Here is an 18,769-nt window from a genome sequence, read left to right as displayed (position 1 = left end):
AGCGAAAAAATAATCGGCTATTATACGCATAAAGTCGTGAAAAAATAAGGTTTCGCACACGCCTTCAATGCATTGTTACAAGTTTAATGGCGAACAAAATTTAAACATGCGTTTTTAAGCATAATTTCGCTCATCTTTAGCTGAAAATTTTTCAATAATATGAATAATTATGATATTCATTTTATAAATAAAGCACTTTTATTCATATATATAAGTGATAGACTGTTTAAAAAATTAGCTCACTTAGATGATGTAATCATGACATATAAAGACGAAACTTTAGCAATTCACGCGGGGTATACCCCGGAGCCAACCACCAAAGCGGTTGCGGTGCCGATTTATCAAACCACCTCATATTCCTTTGATAACACACAGCATGGTGCTGATTTATTTGACTTAAAAGTTCAGGGTAATATTTATACCCGCATTATGAATCCAACCACGGCGGTACTTGAACAGCGTGTTGCAGCGCTCGAAGGCGGTATTGGCGCTTTGTCCTTAGCCTCTGGTATGGCGGCCATTACATATGCGATTCAAACCATTGCTGAAGCAGGCGACAATATCGCTTCAGTTTCGACCCTGTACGGCGGCACATATAACCTGTTTGCCCACACCCTGCCGAAACAAGGCATTGAAGTTCGCTTCTTCGATTATCAAAATCCTGAAGCGCTGCGCAGCCTCATCGATGACAAAACCAAGTTGGTCTTTGTCGAATCTATTGGTAACCCATTGGGCAATATTATTGACCTCGAAGCAATTTCGAAAATTGCGCATGAATTTGGCATACCTGTAGTCGTAGACAATACTGTTGCCACACCTGTTCTGCAAAAATCATTTGAATTTGGTGCCGACATCGTGGTGCACTCACTCACAAAATATATTGGCGGTCATGGTAATTCGATCGGTGGCATCATCGTCGATAGCGGCAAATTTCCTTGGGGCAAATACCCTGAACGCTTTAAATCACTCAACACCCCTGATCCAAGCTACCACGGGGTCAATTATGTCGAAGCTTTAGGTGACGCAGCCTACATTGCCCGTGCGCGCGTGGTCCCACTGCGTAATACAGGCGCTGCGATCAGCCCGCATAATGTATTCTTAATCTTACAAGGTTTGGAAACCTTAAGCCTGCGCATGGAGCGTCATACTGAAAATGCGCAAAAAGTGGCTGAATACCTACAAGCACACCCAAAAGTAAAATGGGTCAACTACGCTGGCTTAAAAGACCATCCACAGCATGCTTTGGCGCAAAAATATGTCAAAGGCAAACCATCTGCGATTCTTTCCTTTGGGGTTCAAGACGGCCTTGCAGGTGGCACACGTTTCATCGATGCCTTGCAGTTGTTTACTCGCCTTGTGAATATTGGTGATGCCAAAAGTTTAGCTTGCCATCCTGCGACAACGACACATCGTCAGCTCAATGAAGATGAACTCAAAGCAGCCGGTGTCAGCATTGATATGGTTCGTTTATCGATTGGGATCGAGCATGCAGATGACTTGATTGCCGACTTAGAGCAAGCCTTAGCTGCTGTTTAAACCATAATTGCACAATCCACAGGTCTTATTTTTAAGGCCTATTTTTATTTCCATTTCATTTAAATAACCTTCCCCACATAATCCGCCTTCCAATTTTGGGCATCTGTGGCCCTGCTTCTATATTTATTTACAATTTTATTTATCTTGAAAATCGACTTTTTTAGGTTGCAACGATGTTGATAAAAGCACTTCTCTTTCACATATTTATGTGTTAAAAATTGAGTAAATAGGGATTTTAATTTAGAGTAAAAACTCTAAATATTATTTTATTATCAATTACTTATCATATGGCTTTTTTTGAATAAAACGCTATCATACCGCTGACTTAAAACAGCCCTGCACATAGCGTTGTCGGGCCGATAAATGAATACAATAAAACTGATTTAACAGGGAACTTCATCGTGAATTCAAGACTTGAGAAACGTTTCGTTGACCGTGTCAACGGTAAGACCATTTTAATCACTGGTGCATCAAGTGGTATCGGTTTAACCACAGCGCATCGCCTTGCCAACGCAGGCGCACATGTTCTACTGGTTGCACGTACCAAAGAAACCCTCGATGCCGTAAAAGCTGAAATTGAAGCCACTGGCGGTAAAGCCGATGTTTTCCCATGTGACCTCAATGATATGGACTCCATTGATGCTGTGGCACAACAAATCCTCGCTTCCGTCGATCATATCGATATCTTAATTAATAACGCTGGCCGTTCTATTCGTCGTGCCGTGCATGAATCAACCGATCGTTTCCATGATTTTGAACGTACTATGCAGTTGAACTATTTTGGCGCGGTACGTTTGGTGATGAATTTACTGCCGAAAATGATGATTCGCCGTGAAGGTCATATCATCAACATCAGTTCGATTGGTGTATTGGCCAATGCAACGCGCTTCTCTGCGTATGTTGCATCTAAAGCCGCATTAGATGCTTTCAGCCGTTGCCTAAGTGCTGAAGTTCACTCGCATAATATTGCCATCACGTCGGTCTACATGCCATTGGTGCGCACGCCAATGATCGCCCCAACCAAAATTTATAAATACGTACCAACGCTTTCTCCAGAACAAGCAACTGACCTGATTGCCTATGCCATCGTGAAACGTCCGAAGAAAGTGGCGACCAATTTGGGCCGTTTGGCTTCGATCACCTACTCCATTGCTCCTGACATTAATAACAAACTCATGTCGATTGGTTATAACCTATTCCCAAGCTCTTCAGCGTCTATTGGTAAGCAAGAAAAACTCAATTGGGTACAAAAAGCATATGCTCGCCTATTCCCTGGTGAACACTGGTAAGACCTGACTCACCCTTTAAAAAGCCCTTTTAAGGGCTTTTTTTATTGGGTTTTATGCGGCAACTTTGCTACATTGGGCTGAGATAAAATCAACTTTTATAACAATGAAAACTCAAAATATTGCCATCATCGGTGCAGGTACTGCAGGATTGGCTGCTGCAGCAATGCTTGCTAATCAAGGCCATCAAATCTGCTTATATGAAAATGTCTCACAACTTGAACCTGTGGGCGCAGGATTATTATTACAACCCGCCGGGCTGGCGGTTTTCGAACATTTAGGCATTTTGGAACAAGCCTTAAGCCTTGGCGCTGTGGTAACCGGTCTTGAAGGTCAACTGGCTGGCGGCGACTTGCTGATAAACAGTCATTATCGACAAGCCGATGAACGTTCATATGGACTCGGCATTCACCGTGCCACACTCTGTCATGTCCTCGCATCCAAAGTCCGTGAGTATCCTCAACACGTTGAGTGGTGCATGGCGCATGAAGTGCATGAACTTCAAGAGTCCAGTGACGGTATAAACGTGATTGGACAATCCGCAGATCAATCCTTTCAACGTCAATTTGATCTCGTGCTGATCGCCAATGGCGCACGCAGCCATTTACGCCCTAAAGCATGGGAAAAGCTCAACCAAGCCTATCCTTGGGGTGCAAAGTGGATCATCGTGCCTGAATGCGAAGTGCTGAATCCACAGATCTTGCATCAGTTCTATGACCGCTCTAACATCATGATGGGTGTGATGCCTACGGGAGCAATTCCAACGCAGCCTGAACAGCGCCTTTCGAGCATTTTCTGGAGTCTACCTACAGCAGATTTAGAAGGATTCTTAAAAACCAAGAGCGCACAGCAGCAATGGTTGCTTGAAGTTTCGAAACGCTGGCCGAGTGTTGCAGAATGGTTAGCGCATGTGATTCCACATCCAGATGATCCGCAGCAATGGCTGTCTGCCAACTATCGTGATGTGGTGCTGAGCAAACTTGGTGAAGGTCGTATCGGCATCTTAGGAGATGCGGCTCATGCCATGAGCCCACAGCTTGGACAAGGTGCCAATATGGCGCTGCTCGACGCATGGGCCATCAGTCAGGCCCTGCTCCAATATCAACAGGACTCCTCACTGCAAAACCTCTGGCAGCAGTATCATCAACTGCGGTTGCCGTCCGTACGGTTTTACCAATTTTTTAGCCGCCTGCTGACTCCGTTTTATCAATCACATCATCTCTGGACAGCGCCGCTGCGTGATATTTCATTTCGTGCCATGTATCAGCTGCCGTTTTTCCGCAAAGAAATGGCCATCACGATTTCTGGCTTAAAAACAGGTGCATTTGGGCAAATGAATTATGCCGACATTGCCCGCAAGCCTGCAGATGATTCTGCTGCTGAACTGCGCAATTTAAAATTTGATTAAGAATTAACTCCCCATCATTCTCTTGATGGCTTACACTATGATGCTGCTCAAATGCTGCGGCATTTATTTTTTGATTTTTGAATTGGTGAAATCCTCATGAACAACCTGCAATGGCTCGATGAAGTAAAATTTAACGAACAAGGCTTAGTGCCTGCTATTGCACAGCATCATCAAAGCGGACGCGTATTGATGGTGGCATGGATGAACCGTGAAGCGTTGGCGCAAACTGCAGAAAAGAATCAAGCGGTGTACTTTTCACGTTCACGCAATAAGTTATGGCATAAAGGTGAAGAATCTGGCCATTTCCAAACCGTGCATGAAATCCGTTTGGACTGTGATGCTGACGTGATTGTGCTACAAATTGAACAACATGGCGGCATTGCCTGCCATACCGGCCGTGAGTCGTGTTTCTATCGCAAACTTACTGCCAATGGCTGGGAAATTGTCGATGCGCAATTGAAAGATCCGGCTGCAATTTATGGCGAAAAATCAGCAAATCCGCATACCCTTGCGATGAATGCATCCAATGCACAATCTGAGCAAGTCGAAGTACTCGACTACTTAGGTAAAATGATGGCTGAACGCAAACAAGCCGATCCTGAGTCCTCTTATGTGGCGAAGCTTTACCATAAAGGCCTGAATAAAATTTTAGAAAAAATCGGTGAAGAAAGTGTTGAAACCATCATTGCCGCTAAAGATTTTAAAATCGAAGCCAATGAAGACAACAAAAACGATTTAATTTACGAAGTGGCAGACCTTTGGTTCCATACCATTGTGATGTTGGGTTATTTCGATATTGATCCTCAATTGGTACTTAACGAACTCGCTCGTCGTCAAGGCCTTTCCGGTTTGGTTGAAAAAGCCAACCGTCAGCACTAAGACGCAACCGTGCCAGAGCTTAAAAAACCGACCGCGACCTATGAGCAGGCCACTGCCATAGATAACGCACGTCTTGGAAAATCATTTAAAGTGATTGCCTATGCTGGCACAGGTAAAACCACTACACTCCAAATGATCAGTGATGCCATGCCTCAGCGGCGTGGCATGTACTTGGCCTTTAACAAAGCCATTGCCACCGAAGCACAGAATCGTTTTCATCAAAATGTCGACTGTCGCACCTTCCACTCATTGGCCTATCGCAGTGTTCCACGTGGAGTGACTGATAAACTGCGTCTACCGCGTTTAAGCCCCAGTTTTATTGCCAAAGAATATCGACTAGAACCGATCACCCTACGTCGTATGATGGGTGGTCGTTATGAAAAATATGTGCTCATGCCATCACGTTTGGCGAGTCTGGTAGCAAACGCTGTCAGTTATTTCTGTTCAACCAGTTCACAGTACCCTGCCCCACGACATCTACAAGCACCGAGTTGGCTGCATCCTGACGATATCGAAAGCTTACAAAAGCATTTGTATCCTGCCATTGAACGTCGTTGGTTAGAGTCGATTGATCCGAACCATGCAGCAGGGATTGGACACGATATTTATTTAAAACTTTGGGCTTTGTCTGAACCGAATATTCCTGCGGATTATGTGCTGTTCGATGAAGCTCAAGATGCTGACCCGCTAATGCTAGGGATTTTACTGAAACAGCGGAATACTCAAGTCATCTATGTTGGCGATGCGCATCAACAAATTTATGCATGGCGTGGCGCAGTCAATGCCATGCAGCAACTCCCTTTACCTGAATCCCGCTTAACCACGTCTTTCCGTTTTGGTGAAGAAATTGCCTTGAACGCCAATGCTCTACTGGGCGCATTGAACGAAACCGTGCCGTTATTGGGTAATCCGCAGCTCAACTCTAAAGTGGTCAATAAACCACATACCAAGATGCGCGATGCCATTTTATGTCGTACCAATGCACGTGCGATGGAACTCTTATTAGCGGGTTTGGTTAAGGGCGAAAAAGTTAGCCTGCAAGCAGATCATGCGCGACTCAATCGTTTTGTCGATGCTGCAGCCATGCTCAAGCAAGGCAAACGCGTAGTCGATGTCCCAGAGCTTGCATGGTTTAACTCATGGCATGATGTGCATGAATATTGTGAAACCAATGACGGCAGCGATATTAAACCGCTAGTGAAGTTGGTCGATGACCACGGTACTGACCCACTGAAAAAGGCGCTGGCGAAAATCACCCCGATTGATCAAGCCGACTACATCATCTCGACTGCCCATAAAGCCAAAGGTTTAGAATGGGATCGGGTACATATTGAAGATGACTACCAATTTAAGCTCAACGATAAAGATTATAAAATTAGTGACGAAGAGTTACGGTTACTTTACGTGGCTTGCACACGTGCTAAAGTAAGTTTAAATATCCATCATATTTATGACTTGATGCAACACTTAAAACGTCAAATGCCCAAATCTTTGGCACAAGCGGTCAGCTAGTATGATGAAAAAGGTGAATAAACAATAAATCAGTAAAAGGTGCACCATGAAATTACAATCGATTCAACTCAAGCACACCCTTCATTTTACTGATATCACCCTCAATTTTAATTATCACGATCTGCCGATTACCTTAATTTTGGGTGATCAAAGCTCCGGAAAAACATCCCTACTGCGCTTTAGTTACCAGGCCCTCACTTGGTTCGCTGCACGCTATAAAGATTTACGCACCGCAGGCGTGGTAATGCTCGATCAAGACATCATGTTAAATCGCTTGCAATCGAAACTTGATATTCAAGTCAGTTTTCCCGAAGACATTGGTGCATTTCAGCTTTCAAGTGATCAGCAAGACCAAGACCCTCAGCGCTGTTCATGGCAATTGTATAAAACCTTAAACAGTCAAGGCGTCGGCCTCAGTAAGGCCGAAACACAGCAATTAGAATCGATGGTTGCGCTGTATCAAAAAGCCCTCAAAGCTGATCCGTTACAAGGGTTGCCACTCATTGCCTATTACCCTGCTGAACGTTTCGTCAACGATGTGAATATTCTTAATAAAAATAATCCTGCTATTTTTCAGCCTTCACATGCCTATGAAATCTCGGCCATTCCCTTTACCACGTTTATTCGTTTTTTTGAGTGGTTCCGAGAAATATCCGACATTGAAAATGCACAAAGTGCCGAATTAATTCAAAATTTATTACATCCTAAAACCCAAGCCGATACATCCAACGCATCAGACACGCCAATTTTTGGGCAAAAACTAGCACAAGCTCAGGCCGATCTACACGCGCCGTCACTCAGATCATTAAAACAAGCTTTAGAGACCGTATTGCCCGATGTGAGCAATATTTATCTGCAATATCATCCTAAATTACAATTAATGGTCTGCTACCAAGGCAAAGACATGTTGTTTCAACAGTTGTCGAATAGTGTGCGCAACCTTGTGGCCTTAATTGGTGATATTGTGCGTCGCCTTTGTCTACTCAATCCTCACAGCTTGTATCCGTGCCAAGAAGGTGACGGTATTTTATTGATCGACGCCATAGATCACCAACTCGATCAAAACATGACCCAAGTGATTTTGACCCGTTTAAATCAAGCATTTCCACGACTCCAAATTATTGCCAGCGGAAACCGTCCTGAACTATTGGAACATGCTTCTCGTTTTCAGTGCTTACAACTACAGAATAAAAAGCTCAGTGAGATTCAGCCTGAAAAATTACAAGAAACCTATGATCAGATTTATCAGCAGTTGCAACTCGGATCAAAGCCATCGCTTCCAGCCAAAACTGAAGAGACTGAATTAAATGAGCCACTGAACAGCCCAGACACCATCCAGCACATGTTGCAATTAATCCAGACGCAACTGACCGAGCAACAGCAACACCAATTGGTTAGGGCTTTATCACAGCGGGGTGATCAGGACGTTACGATCCAACCGCTGAGTTAAAAATACCGAGGCTGATTGGCTGGGCGTAATCCATAGCCTCGATGTTTAAATATTCAGCAACAAGGCCGCAATAGATGTCGAGTCAGTTTCGTCAGGCGTATAATGTGTAAGTGGGTCATAAAAAAGATTGATGTTGTTTTACGCATGTAATATGATCGGTTTTATTTGCAATTTTCATAGTAACATCGGAAATTGCTATCGCTTCACGAGTTGCGCAACACAGCTTGTTTTTAATTTTTTTTGACACACATGGCTTTCAAGATTGAATTTTTGGACTGCTCTTTGCTGTCCTGTAATCCTTGAAAGATGAAATACACCTAGGTTTCACCGCCTAATCATGACAATGGATACGAGTGTGCTACCGATTATTATATTGTTACCGTTAATACTAGGCACAACACTTGTCTCGTGGTTGAAGCAATTCTCTCGCGGGGTAACAGCTTTAGGGGCGATTGGCGTCAGCCTCAGCAGTTTAGTTTTATTATTGAGTCAGGCCCCAGATGTCTTTAATGGCAAAACCATCATTCAAACTTGGCCGTGGCTCACTCAAGTTGGCATTGATTTCAGTTTCCGTCTCGATGCACTGGGCTTGTTGTTTTCCCTGCTCATTACCGGGATCGGCACCTTAATTTATATCTATGCCTACTATTATTTAAGTCCAAAGAACTCGCTCAGTAAACTGTATGTTTTATTGATGCTGTTCATGGCTGCCATGCTCGGCATTTCATTGTCTAATAATTTAATTTTATTACTCATTTTCTGGGAACTCACCAGTATTTCATCCTTCCTGTTGGTCGGTTACTGGAGCAACTACGACGCTGCTCAACGTGGCTCTCGAATGGCTTTGACCATTACAGGCATGGGTGGTCTATGTATGTTGGGTGGTTTTGTCCTGTTGGCGCAAATCACGGGCACCTATCAGATTGATCAAATCCTGACGATGGGCAGCCAAATTCAGCAGCATTCGCTTTTTGTGCCCACACTCTTATTGATTTTAATGGGGGCCTTTACCAAAAGTGCACAGTTCCCTTTCCATTTTTGGTTGCCAAATGCCATGGCGGCACCGACCCCCGTCTCGGCTTATCTACACTCTGCCACGATGGTGAAAGCCGGAATTTTCTTGCTTGCACGCTTATTGCCAATCTTTGCAGGCGCGGCGTTGTATCACAACTTGGTCACCTTTATTGGTTTGTTTACCTTATGTATGGCGGCCTTCTTTGCCATTTTCAAAGAAGATTTAAAAGGGCTGTTGGCCTATTCCACCATCAGCCATTTAGGTCTGATCGTTTGTTTACTCGGGATCGGTTCTCCCCTCGCAGTTGCCGCTGCTATTTTCCATATCATTAACCATGCAACCTTCAAAGCAGCCCTATTTATGATCGCGGGGATTATTGACCACGAATCAGGTACACGTGATTTACGAAAACTCTCTGGTTTATGGCAATTACTTCCGTTTACAGCAACGCTGACCATGATCACTGCGGCCTCTATGGCAGGTGTACCATTAACCAATGGTTTCCTTTCTAAAGAGATGTTCTTTACTGAACTTTTGGCCAACCTGACTGGGCCAGTGATGATCGTGTCAGCCATCATTGCCACCTTTGCCGGTATCTTTGCTGTCGCGTATTCGGTACGTTTGGTTCATGGGGTATTTTTTGATGGTCCACTAGGGAAAGATGTTCCCAATAAAGAAGCGCATGAACCACCGTTTGGCATGCGCGCACCAGCAACCTTACTGGCTGCTTTATGTATTTTAGTTGGACTCTTCCCTGCGTTATTGGTTGAGCATATTGTCAATAGTACCGCGCGTGCGAGTATTCAAAATACTGCGTTTGAAGGTACACATTTAGCGATTTGGCATGGTTTAAATGCACCCCTTTTGATGAGTGTGATTGCACTTTTAGGTGGTTTAGTTTTCTATTTCGCATTGGCAAAGGGCGGCAAATTACGCCGTATCGATTTGGATCCTCTTTTGGGCCGTTTGCAAGGCAAAATCCTGTTCGACTTATTTTTAAAGCATCTTTTACTCAGCTCAAGAAAGTTCCGTCGCTTTACTGAAAATGGCAAATTACAAAGCTATTTATTGTGGATTTTAATCTTTAGTGTAGCCATCGTCATTGTTCCATTTTGGCTGCAAGGTATCGGCACAGGCAGCCGTGAACTGATACATGCACCAATCATCGCAATCGTTCTATGGCTATTATTATTCTCTGCATGTTGGATGATGCTTTGGTTCCACCATGAACGGATTAAAGCCGTCCTCATCAGTGGTGCAGTCGGTCTAGTTGTGACCATGGTGTTTATCTGTTTCTCCGCTCCAGATTTGGCGCTCACGCAGATTACTGTTGACGTGGTGACCACCGTGCTCTTACTCATGAGCTTATCATTATTACCACAGCTCACACCTTATGAGTCGAGCGTGTCACGTCGTTGGCGAGATGCAATAATTGCGATTATTGCAGGTTTAGGGATCGCATGGATTTCATGGCTGATCATGACCCGCGATCATAATTCCATCTCATGGTTCTTTATGCAGCAATCCATCCCACTTGGTGGTGGTACCAATGTGGTCAACGTGATCTTGGTCGACTTCCGTGGCTTCGATACCTTTGGTGAAATTACCGTACTGGGAATTGCCGCAATTGGTACGCTGTGCATGATGGATGGTATGCGTGCTCATGGTACCACCATTACGCAAGGTCTGACCTATCGTTTTAATCCGTCACCACTGATGTTCCGTATTACATCATCATGGATTTTGCCTTTAGCACTCGTCATCAGCTTATATATTTTCCTACGGGGTCATAATTTACCAGGCGGTGGCTTTATTGCAGGCTTAATTACCTCTTTAGCCTTAGTGATTCAATATATTGCGCTCGGCCAAGACCGTGCTGAACAACTGATTGGTGCAAAATCAGGTCGCTTATATGAAGTTTGGATTGGTATTGGTTTAACCATTGCGGGGCTGACAGGTATCGCGGCTTGGCTATGGGGGCGTCCATTCCTGACCAGTGCTCATATCTATGTATCGCCACCCATTTTAGGTGAAATGCACCTTGCCTCCGCTGCCCTCTTCGACACAGGTGTCTACATCACCGTTGTGGGCGCGACGATGTTAATGATTTCCGTCTTAGGCGACTCGCGTCACTCGAGTATGTCTGGTCCAGTTCCAAGAGGCGAATAAGATGATTAGTTTAGAATTTTTACTCGCTTCAGCCATTGGCTTACTGACTGCAACAGGGGTCTACCTGATTTTGCGGGCACGTACCTTTCCTGTCGTACTGGGTTTAGCCATGATTGGCTATGCCGTGAACTTATTTTTATTTGTCATGGGGCGTATTCATGTCAACGCACCTGCCGTGTTAACTGAAACCACCAAAGCGACCGATCCTTTACCACAAGCCTTGGTCCTGACAGCCATTGTGATTGGCTTTGCGACCACTGCCTTTATCGTACAATTGGCTCTGCGTAGCCGCTATGAAACTGGAACAGATCATGTGGACTCCAAAGAAGAAATACCGCAAATTGACCCGCGGGAGGATGAGCCATAATGCATGACTTCATCCAATTTTGGACTACGCATAGCCCGATTTTCAGTATTTTAATTCCTGCAATTACTGCATTTATTTTAGTCCTGCTGGGCAACCCCGGTTCTGGCTCGTTGGCGCATGACTGGCGACAACCTTGGCGTCGCGGAATCAGTTATGTCTCTGGTATCCTCGGACTGATCACATCCATCAGTTATTTGATGATTGCCAGCTCTGGTCAAGTTTTGGTTTATAACTTGAGTGAATGGGCCGCACCGTTTGGTATCGTCTTAGTTCTAGATCGACTCTCAGCATTCATGTTGGTGCTGACTTATGGTCTTGCTGTGCCAGTGATGTGGTTTGCCAGCAAAGAATGGGATGAGCGTGGTCGTTATTTCCATGCCATGTGCCATTTCTTACTGATGGGTTTGTGTGGTGCGTTCCTAACAGGCGATTTATTTAACCTATTTGTCTTCTTTGAAATCCTGCTGATGGCATCGTATGTTTTGCTCTTACACGGCCAAGGCAAAGCACGTTTTCAATTGGGTATTCATTACGTCACCATTAACCTATTTGCCTCTGCCCTTTTCCTGATTGGACTCGGGATGATTTACGGCAGTGTAGGTAGCTTAAATATGGCTGATGTTGCACGACTTATGCCTTTGCTTGAAGCGGATCAACATCGTATCGCAGTGGCTGGTGCATTGTTACTGTTTACCGTCTTTGGCATCAAAGCTGCAATGCTGCCTGTAGGGTTCTGGTTACCAAAGACCTATGCTGTGGCAACCACGCCTGTCGCAGCCTTATTCACCATCATGACTAAGGTCGGCATCTATGCCATTCTCCGTGTCAATGGTACTGTGTTTGACGATGGGATTAGCCGTGAAATCTTACAACAGTGGCTGTTACCGATTGGCTTAGTAACCTCGCTCTATGGTGCTTATGGTGCTATCGGAACCGATCGTTTACGTCGTTTTGTCGGTTTTATGATTTTGTCTTCTATCGGGACAATATTGGTTGCGATTTCACTCTTTAATACGGATGCATGGGCTGCGGGGCTTTACTACCTGATTCACAGTACCATCATTGGTGCAGCTTTTTATATTCTCTCGGGTTGGATTACCTCACAACGTGGCGAATTTAAAGATCATTTTAAAATTGCGCCCCATATGAAACAGCATAATACCGTTGCTGTCTGCTATTTCATCATTGCGTTGATGATGGCTGGTCTACCGCCCTTTAGCGGCTTTTTAGGTAAAGTATTTCTCTTACAAGCAACGGCAAACTCACCTTACCAAATCATGATTATTTTGATCGTATTGTTGGTGAGTTTACTCAGTATTATCGCATTCACCCGAGTTGGTTTTGTGCTTTTCTGGCGTTCATCTCGCCCAGAAGATGATATTGATACTGAAGAATATCAGCGTTATCAGGCTTTGCCGAATAAGGCACCGCTTCGTAATGACAAAACCATTTATCTGCTGTTAACAGCGCTTGTGGGATATATGGTTTTTGCTGCGCCGATCTATGACTATACCTACAAAACTGCACAGCAAATTCAAGACAATCCATTATATGAATCGTTGCTACTGAAAAAGGATGAAAAAGGCCAAATCATCAGTGTTCAACCTTATGATCCTGAAAATTTACCTGAAACCAAATATGGTGGTGAATCAGCCGATCCAAATGCACACCTCATTCCTGCATTGATCGCACCTGAAACTCTACATGGCAAGCATATTTCTGAGTACAAGCAACGCCAAATTCAGGGACAGCAACAAGAAGAAAAACTACCTGAAGAGACCCAACTAAAACCGATGGAGGCACCTTAACATGGCGAAAACATCTGTATTAAATCGCTGGTTTCCGCATCCATTGGTATCAGTCATGGTTGGTCTGAGCTGGGTTATGTTGGCGCACAGTCTAGATGCGGCCACACTCTGTATGGCCTTGGTTTTAGCCATTGTTATTCCGCGATTGGTTCGCCCTTTTATTGACCGAACGCCGAATATCAACTGGCTGGCGGCATGTAAATTATTCTTTGTGGTGCTGTGGGATATTATTGTCAGTAATATCCATGTTGCAAAATTAGTCCTTGGGCCAACACATAAACTTCATCCGAAATGGTTCCGTGTTCCTCTCGATACACAGCATGAGGAAGTCAATTCTTTACTTGCGATGATCATCACCACCACACCCGGTACGGTGTCTGCTGGGATTGACCAAGACCGTGGTGATATTTTGGTCCATGCGCTGAGCACGGATGACCCTGAAGCGGAAATTCAAACCATTAAAGAGCGCTATGAACGCCCTCTCATCCTCATTTTTGGCGCTGATACAGGAGAATCCGCATGACAATTTTACCGTATGCGCTTGGCATCTGTTTAGTTGCTGTGACGATCTCGATGTTACTGTGTCTCATTCGCTTGGTGATGGGACCCTCAATCGTAGACCGGCTACTTGCTTTAGATACCTTATTTTTAAATGCTACCTGTTTAATTGTCATTTTAGGTATTTATTGGGCAAGTACATCGATGTTTGAAGGGGCTTTATTGGTTGCCATGCTGGGGTTTGTGTCTACAGCCGCTTTAGCACGATATTTCACCACTGGCCACGTCATCGACTAGGAGTACATTAATATGCAATTAGTCATAGAAATTTTGGTCTCGATTTTTTTGGTTATTGGCGCTTTTTTCATGTTGGTCGGCGGTATTGGCATGGTTCGCCTACCCGACTTATTTATGCGTCTGCACGCACCGACCAAATCGAGCACCTTAGGCTTAGGAAGTTTTCTAATTGCTGCAATTATTTATGCAGCATTTCAAGGTCGTTTTGGTTTTGCAGAAATCCTAATCACGCTCTTTGCCTTTATCACCGCACCGGTTTCTGCAAACCTCATGGCACAAGCGGCATTACATTTACGACTGCGCTCGATGAGTGGTGATGCACCAGAAGCGCTCAATCGCCCTCTTCCTTGGCAACGAACTCGGCGCCGTGCCTTTCACTCTAAAATCCATTCAAAACCGGAAGATCTGGATTAAATCCAGATCTAGTTTTGATTATGCCTTCGAGCTAAAAAAATCTTTGATTCGCATCCACATTTTTTCAAATACGCTGCTTTGAGCCATATATTGCAAACGCTTTTGGTTATATGGCGTCGTCTTTAATCCATATTTTTCTGCTAAATCAATCAGTATATTTGTTTCATAACGACTTTGAAAATGATCAGACCAATTAGGCTGATATTGACTCATCTCAAGATTCGCCAATTCATAAAACAGCTGTGCCATCACGGCATCCTGTCTTGAAACAAAATTTTTCCGCTCATTAATCTGTAAACTGGCCTGCTCTCGTATGGCATCGTATTCCGCTGTTGTGAGTTTTCGTTGATTCTTCCAGTGCGCATCAGGTACATAACCTATTCCATAATGTACATTCAACAATGGATATTCATGAAAATATTTTGCTGTCGCACGTTTTTCTTTGGCTGTTAAAATATTCAGATGAATCCATTCACTGCCAAGATGTATCGATGGATCACGCTTCATGCCTTCAGCAATCCATTTTTTGGCCTGTGGAATATTGCCAATCAACTCATATGCAGTACCTAAATTCACTGCAGTCTTTGGTAAACCTGGATGCTCTTTTTCAATTGCACGCAAAACCTTAATGGCTAAATCGTAACGGCCTGCGTAGATCTGATGTACGGCATAATCATTTTCTGCCTGATAGTCTATTGGGCTAGGATGCCTTGAGACAAAGTTATTCAATTTTTCATCATGATCTTCTTCGTGTTGATTTTCTTTTTCTGAATCAGATGTATAAAAATCTTCTACATAGGTATTTAAACATGCCCAACTTGGCATAGTGATGAGTAATATGCTGCTCAATAGCATGATTTTTTTTATTATATTGTGTGTATAGACTGGACTATCCAATGTCATTTTCAAGCTTAGTTTTATCATCTAGTTATAATTCTGTGTGTTATTGGGGATTTTTAAAGAATGACCATTCAAACATAAAAAAGCCACCCGAAGGTGGCTTTTTTCATTCAGCGAACTGAATTATTCATCATCTTTTTTTGCTTCGTCAGTAGGAGGTAAGTCCTTGACCGCTTCCGCAATTAGACCAAACATATAGTTGCCATAAGCATTTGTTTTGTCGTAATGGAAACGCAAACGTGGCGTAATACGTGTTTTGATACGATGGCTTAGTTCATGACGCAAGAAACCAGATGCTTTATTCAAGACATCTAAAGTCTCTTTATTTGCGGCTTCACTTTGCTCATCGCCTAGCTCACGACCCATTACAGTCACATAAACTTCGGCATATCCTAAGTCTGGGCTCACCTTCACGGCAGAGATGGTCACGAGACCACCTAAGCGTGGATCTTTCAGCTCCTGACGGATCAGTTCTGACAACTCACGTTGTACTGTATCCGCCATACGCTTCAGACGTTGACTACCCGCCATTAAAGACTCCGTTTAATTAATTGAACATCGTACACTTCAATCTTATCTTGTGCTTTGATGTCTTTATAGCCTTTCACCGCAAGACCACATTCCATACCGGCACGAACTTCTTCAACCACATCTTTGTAGCGACGAAGAGATTCAAGCTCACCTTGGAATACCACCACGTCATCACGTAATACGCGAATCGGTTTATTACGGTGTAATGTACCTTCAAGTACCATACAACCTGCAGCAGCACCGAATTTACTTGAGTGGAACACTTCACGTACTTCAGCAACACCCAGAATTGTTTCACGGTGTTCAGGCGCCAATTTACCGCTCATCGCATCTTTCACATCATCAATTAATTGATAGATGATTGAGTAGTAACGAATGTCGATACCATCAGCATCAGCTTTTTGACGTGCAGTATTATCAGCACGTACGTTAAAGCCGAGAAGAACCGCTTCTGATGATTCAGCAAGTGTTACGTCAGACTCAGTGATCGCACCAACACCTGAACCAATAATACGTACTTTCACTTCATCAGTTGCAAGTTCAGCAAGTGCAACGTGTAATGCTTCCAAAGTACCACGTACGTCTGTTTTCAATACCACGTTGACAATAGGCACATCTTTCTTGCCCATAGACGCCATGATATTTTCAAGACGCATCGCAGATTGACGTTCAAGACGTTTTTGACGTTCACGATCCATACGCGCATCAGCAACTTCACGTGCTTTTTTCTCGTCATTTACAACAAGAACTTCATCACCTGCCATTGGCGCTTCTGGTAGACCCAAGATTTCCACAGGAATCGAAGGACCAGCAGATTTAATACGTTGACCATTTTCATCTGTCATCGCACGTACACGACCATATGATGAACCTGCAAGAACAAGGTCACCCACTTTCAATGTACCGTTTTGAACAAGAATCGACGTTACCGCACCACGACCTTTGTCTACACGTGCTTCAATTACAACACCTTGTGCCGCACCCTCTTCAGATGCTTTAAGCTCAAGAAGTTCGGCTTGAATTGAGATCAAGTCTAGAAGCTCGTCGATACCTGCACCGCTGTGCGCAGAAACCATTGCCACTGGAACGTCACCGCCCCATTGCTCAGGTACGATTTCTTTCGTCGTCAACTCATTCAATACGCGATCTGGATCAGCAGACTCTTTATCCATTTTGTTGATAGCAACAATAATTGGCGTACCTGCTGCACGTGCATGGTCAATCGCTTCCGCAGTTTGTGGCATAACACCATCATCTGCTGCAACAACCAACACTACGATATCTGTAGATTTCGCACCACGTGAACGCATTGCAGTAAATGCTGCGTGTCCCGGTGTATCTAAGAAAGTAATAATACCTTTTTCAGTTTTCACATGGTAAGCACCAATATGCTGTGTGATACCACCTGCTTCACCTGCAGCCACTTTAGAGCGACGAATACGGTCAAGAAGTGATGTTTTACCATGGTCAACGTGACCCATAATTGTCACAACTGGCGGACGAGTGGTTTGGACACCACGCGCTTCTTCAGCTGCTTCAAGTAAGTTGTCTTCTGCTTGAGTATCAGAAACCAATACTGGGTTATGACCCATTTCTTCAACAACAAGTGCTGCAATTTCTTGATCAATCGCTTGGTTTTGAGTAACCAATTCGCCCATTTTCATGAGTGATTTGATAACTTCGCGAACTTTAACCGCCATTTTCGCAGCCAAGTCAGCAACAACAATTGTTTCACCAATTTCAACATCATAAACTTGTTTTTTAACTGGTTTTTCAAAGCCATGCTTGTTCGCTTGACTTGTTTTTAAACCACGTTTATGTGAGTTATCACGGAAAGATTGCTCTTCGCCACGACGACCACCTTTTTTAGGTGAACGTGAATTGTTGGTATTGGTACCACGTTTAATTTCACGGTCTTCTTTCGCAAATGAATCTTCATATGCCTGACCTACAAGGCCGGCAGCAAGCGGAGAATCATCTACAACACGAATGGTCGCAGTAGTGTCTTCGTTAGAATACTTAGACGCCATTTGACGCATTTGCTCAAGCGTACGTTGTTGCGCTTCTTCAGCGGCTTTACGACGCGCCGCTTCTTCTACAGCTTTCAATTGTGCTGCTTGAGCTTCACGTGCTTTTTTCTGTTCTAGAGTTTCAACAGGTTTTGTAATTGGCTTGTTGTTTGACTTACGTTTTACAACAACCGCAGCTTTCGGTGTTTCTTGCTTCGCATGTTCTTGCTTCGCAGCAGCGCGCATTGCTTCTAAAGCTTGTTTCGCTTTAGATACTGGTTGTTGCTTCGGTTCTTCAGCTTTCGCTTCAACCTTAGGTTCCTGTTTACGTGCTTGTTGGTCAGCTTGTGCTTTCGCTAATGCTTCAGCTTTAATTTGCTCAGGATCCGGTTTAACAAATGTATGTTTCTTACGAACTTCTACATTAATCGTTTTTGCCTTGCCCGATGTACTCGCCACTTTAGCAGTACTGGTAGTTTTACGTTTCAACGTGATTTGTCCTGCATTGCCCGCATCCTGACCATGAACTTTTTTCAAATGGTTAACGAGGGCATTTTGTTGTTCAGTGGAGATAATATCGTCAGGTTTAGTTTGTGGTAAACCCGCATCACGAACCTGTTCCAGTAGCTTCTCAACTGGACGACCCACGTTGAGAGCTAACTCCTTAATCGACTTGTCCGTCATATATTA

At 44.0% G+C, this 18,769-nt stretch carries 15 protein-coding genes; 12 read left to right on the top strand and 3 right to left on the bottom strand.

Annotated features, from left to right (window positions below):
- Nucleotides 1-258: 258 nt before the first annotated feature.
- The 12 genes from FTU16_RS05200 (at nucleotide 259) to FTU16_RS05145 (ending at nucleotide 14,639) form a co-directional block, all read left to right on the top strand.
- Entirely contained in the window at nucleotides 259-1,536 is a 1,278-nt protein-coding gene (locus FTU16_RS05200; RefSeq protein ID WP_180162846.1) for an O-acetylhomoserine aminocarboxypropyltransferase/cysteine synthase family protein, read from the top strand.
- 401 nt (nucleotides 1,537-1,937) lie between these two features.
- Nucleotides 1,938-2,825: an SDR family NAD(P)-dependent oxidoreductase gene (locus FTU16_RS05195; protein ID WP_078189400.1), complete on the top strand. Its 888-nt coding sequence runs from the start codon at nucleotides 1,938-1,940 to the stop codon at nucleotides 2,823-2,825.
- 103 nt (nucleotides 2,826-2,928) lie between these two features.
- Entirely contained in the window at nucleotides 2,929-4,230 is a 1,302-nt protein-coding gene (locus tag FTU16_RS05190) for an NAD(P)/FAD-dependent oxidoreductase (protein WP_180162845.1), read from the top strand.
- A 96-nt stretch (nucleotides 4,231-4,326) separates the two neighbouring features.
- Nucleotides 4,327-5,109 (top strand): bifunctional phosphoribosyl-AMP cyclohydrolase/phosphoribosyl-ATP diphosphatase HisIE, encoded by a 783-nt coding sequence (gene hisIE / locus FTU16_RS05185; protein ID WP_180012102.1) that lies wholly within the window; start codon nucleotides 4,327-4,329, stop codon nucleotides 5,107-5,109.
- Between the two features lie 9 nt (nucleotides 5,110-5,118).
- A complete protein-coding gene (locus FTU16_RS05180; protein WP_180009538.1) occupies nucleotides 5,119-6,621 on the top strand; it encodes a UvrD-helicase domain-containing protein in 1,503 nt (500 codons plus the stop codon).
- A gap of 46 nt (nucleotides 6,622-6,667) precedes the next feature.
- Nucleotides 6,668-8,071 (top strand): AAA family ATPase, encoded by a 1,404-nt coding sequence (locus FTU16_RS05175; protein ID WP_180162844.1) that lies wholly within the window; start codon nucleotides 6,668-6,670, stop codon nucleotides 8,069-8,071.
- A gap of 343 nt (nucleotides 8,072-8,414) precedes the next feature.
- Nucleotides 8,415-11,255: a monovalent cation/H+ antiporter subunit A gene (locus FTU16_RS05170; RefSeq protein WP_180162904.1), complete on the top strand. Its 2,841-nt coding sequence runs from the start codon at nucleotides 8,415-8,417 to the stop codon at nucleotides 11,253-11,255.
- A 1-nt stretch (nucleotide 11,256) separates the two neighbouring features.
- Nucleotides 11,257-11,622: a Na+/H+ antiporter subunit C gene (locus tag FTU16_RS05165; RefSeq protein WP_078189407.1), complete on the top strand. Its 366-nt coding sequence runs from the start codon at nucleotides 11,257-11,259 to the stop codon at nucleotides 11,620-11,622.
- A complete protein-coding gene (locus tag FTU16_RS05160) occupies nucleotides 11,622-13,430 on the top strand; it encodes a monovalent cation/H+ antiporter subunit D (RefSeq protein ID WP_180021481.1) in 1,809 nt (602 codons plus the stop codon). Before FTU16_RS05165 ends, FTU16_RS05160 begins: the two co-directional genes overlap by 1 nt.
- A 1-nt stretch (nucleotide 13,431) precedes the next feature.
- Nucleotides 13,432-13,953, top strand: a complete 522-nt coding sequence (locus FTU16_RS05155; RefSeq protein ID WP_168378198.1) for a Na+/H+ antiporter subunit E — start codon at nucleotides 13,432-13,434, stop codon at nucleotides 13,951-13,953.
- The gene (locus tag FTU16_RS05150; protein ID WP_078189410.1) at nucleotides 13,950-14,225 is read left to right on the top strand and encodes a monovalent cation/H+ antiporter subunit F; all 276 of its coding nucleotides are present in this window, start codon (nucleotides 13,950-13,952) and stop codon (nucleotides 14,223-14,225) included. The genes FTU16_RS05155 and FTU16_RS05150 overlap by 4 nt, the downstream gene beginning before the upstream one ends.
- A gap of 12 nt (nucleotides 14,226-14,237) precedes the next feature.
- Nucleotides 14,238-14,639, top strand: coding sequence for a Na+/H+ antiporter subunit G (locus FTU16_RS05145; RefSeq protein WP_180162843.1), 402 nt, complete (start codon nucleotides 14,238-14,240; stop codon nucleotides 14,637-14,639).
- Nucleotides 14,640-14,657: 18 nt separating this feature from the next.
- On the opposite strand, the gene FTU16_RS05140 is transcribed toward FTU16_RS05145, so the two are convergent.
- The 3 genes from FTU16_RS05140 to infB form a co-directional block, all read right to left on the bottom strand.
- Nucleotides 14,658-15,494 (bottom strand): M48 family metallopeptidase, encoded by an 837-nt coding sequence (locus FTU16_RS05140; RefSeq protein WP_180162842.1) that lies wholly within the window; start codon nucleotides 15,492-15,494, stop codon nucleotides 14,658-14,660.
- A 168-nt stretch (nucleotides 15,495-15,662) separates the two neighbouring features.
- Nucleotides 15,663-16,070, bottom strand: coding sequence for a ribosome-binding factor A (locus FTU16_RS05135; protein WP_180088887.1), 408 nt, complete (start codon nucleotides 16,068-16,070; stop codon nucleotides 15,663-15,665).
- Nucleotides 16,070-18,763: a translation initiation factor IF-2 gene (gene infB / locus FTU16_RS05130; protein WP_180004671.1), complete on the bottom strand. Its 2,694-nt coding sequence runs from the start codon at nucleotides 18,761-18,763 to the stop codon at nucleotides 16,070-16,072. Before infB ends, FTU16_RS05135 begins: the two co-directional genes overlap by 1 nt.
- Between the last annotated feature and the right edge of the window lie 6 nt (nucleotides 18,764-18,769).

This window comes from Acinetobacter sp. YH12069 (genome assembly GCF_013419675.1).
Taxonomy (GTDB): domain Bacteria; phylum Pseudomonadota; class Gammaproteobacteria; order Pseudomonadales; family Moraxellaceae; genus Acinetobacter; species Acinetobacter amyesii.
The sequence above is the reverse complement of the archived record's forward strand: the minus strand, read 5'-3'. Positions and strand labels throughout refer to the sequence as shown.

Coding starts and splice junctions, on each gene's coding strand:
- FTU16_RS05200 (WP_180162846.1), top strand. CDS start 259: ATGACATATAAAGACGAAACTTTAGCAATTCACGCGGGGTATACCCCG.
- FTU16_RS05190 (WP_180162845.1), top strand. CDS start 2,929: ATGAAAACTCAAAATATTGCCATCATCGGTGCAGGTACTGCAGGATTG.
- hisIE (WP_180012102.1), top strand. CDS start 4,327: ATGAACAACCTGCAATGGCTCGATGAAGTAAAATTTAACGAACAAGGC.
- FTU16_RS05175 (WP_180162844.1), top strand. CDS start 6,668: ATGAAATTACAATCGATTCAACTCAAGCACACCCTTCATTTTACTGAT.
- FTU16_RS05170 (WP_180162904.1), top strand. CDS start 8,415: ATGGATACGAGTGTGCTACCGATTATTATATTGTTACCGTTAATACTA.
- FTU16_RS05165 (WP_078189407.1), top strand. CDS start 11,257: ATGATTAGTTTAGAATTTTTACTCGCTTCAGCCATTGGCTTACTGACT.
- FTU16_RS05160 (WP_180021481.1), top strand. CDS start 11,622: ATGCATGACTTCATCCAATTTTGGACTACGCATAGCCCGATTTTCAGT.
- FTU16_RS05155 (WP_168378198.1), top strand. CDS start 13,432: ATGGCGAAAACATCTGTATTAAATCGCTGGTTTCCGCATCCATTGGTA.
- FTU16_RS05150 (WP_078189410.1), top strand. CDS start 13,950: ATGACAATTTTACCGTATGCGCTTGGCATCTGTTTAGTTGCTGTGACG.
- FTU16_RS05145 (WP_180162843.1), top strand. CDS start 14,238: ATGCAATTAGTCATAGAAATTTTGGTCTCGATTTTTTTGGTTATTGGC.
- FTU16_RS05140 (WP_180162842.1), bottom strand. CDS start 15,494: ATGCTATTGAGCAGCATATTACTCATCACTATGCCAAGTTGGGCATGT.
- FTU16_RS05135 (WP_180088887.1), bottom strand. CDS start 16,070: ATGGCGGGTAGTCAACGTCTGAAGCGTATGGCGGATACAGTACAACGT.
- infB (WP_180004671.1), bottom strand. CDS start 18,763: ATGACGGACAAGTCGATTAAGGAGTTAGCTCTCAACGTGGGTCGTCCA.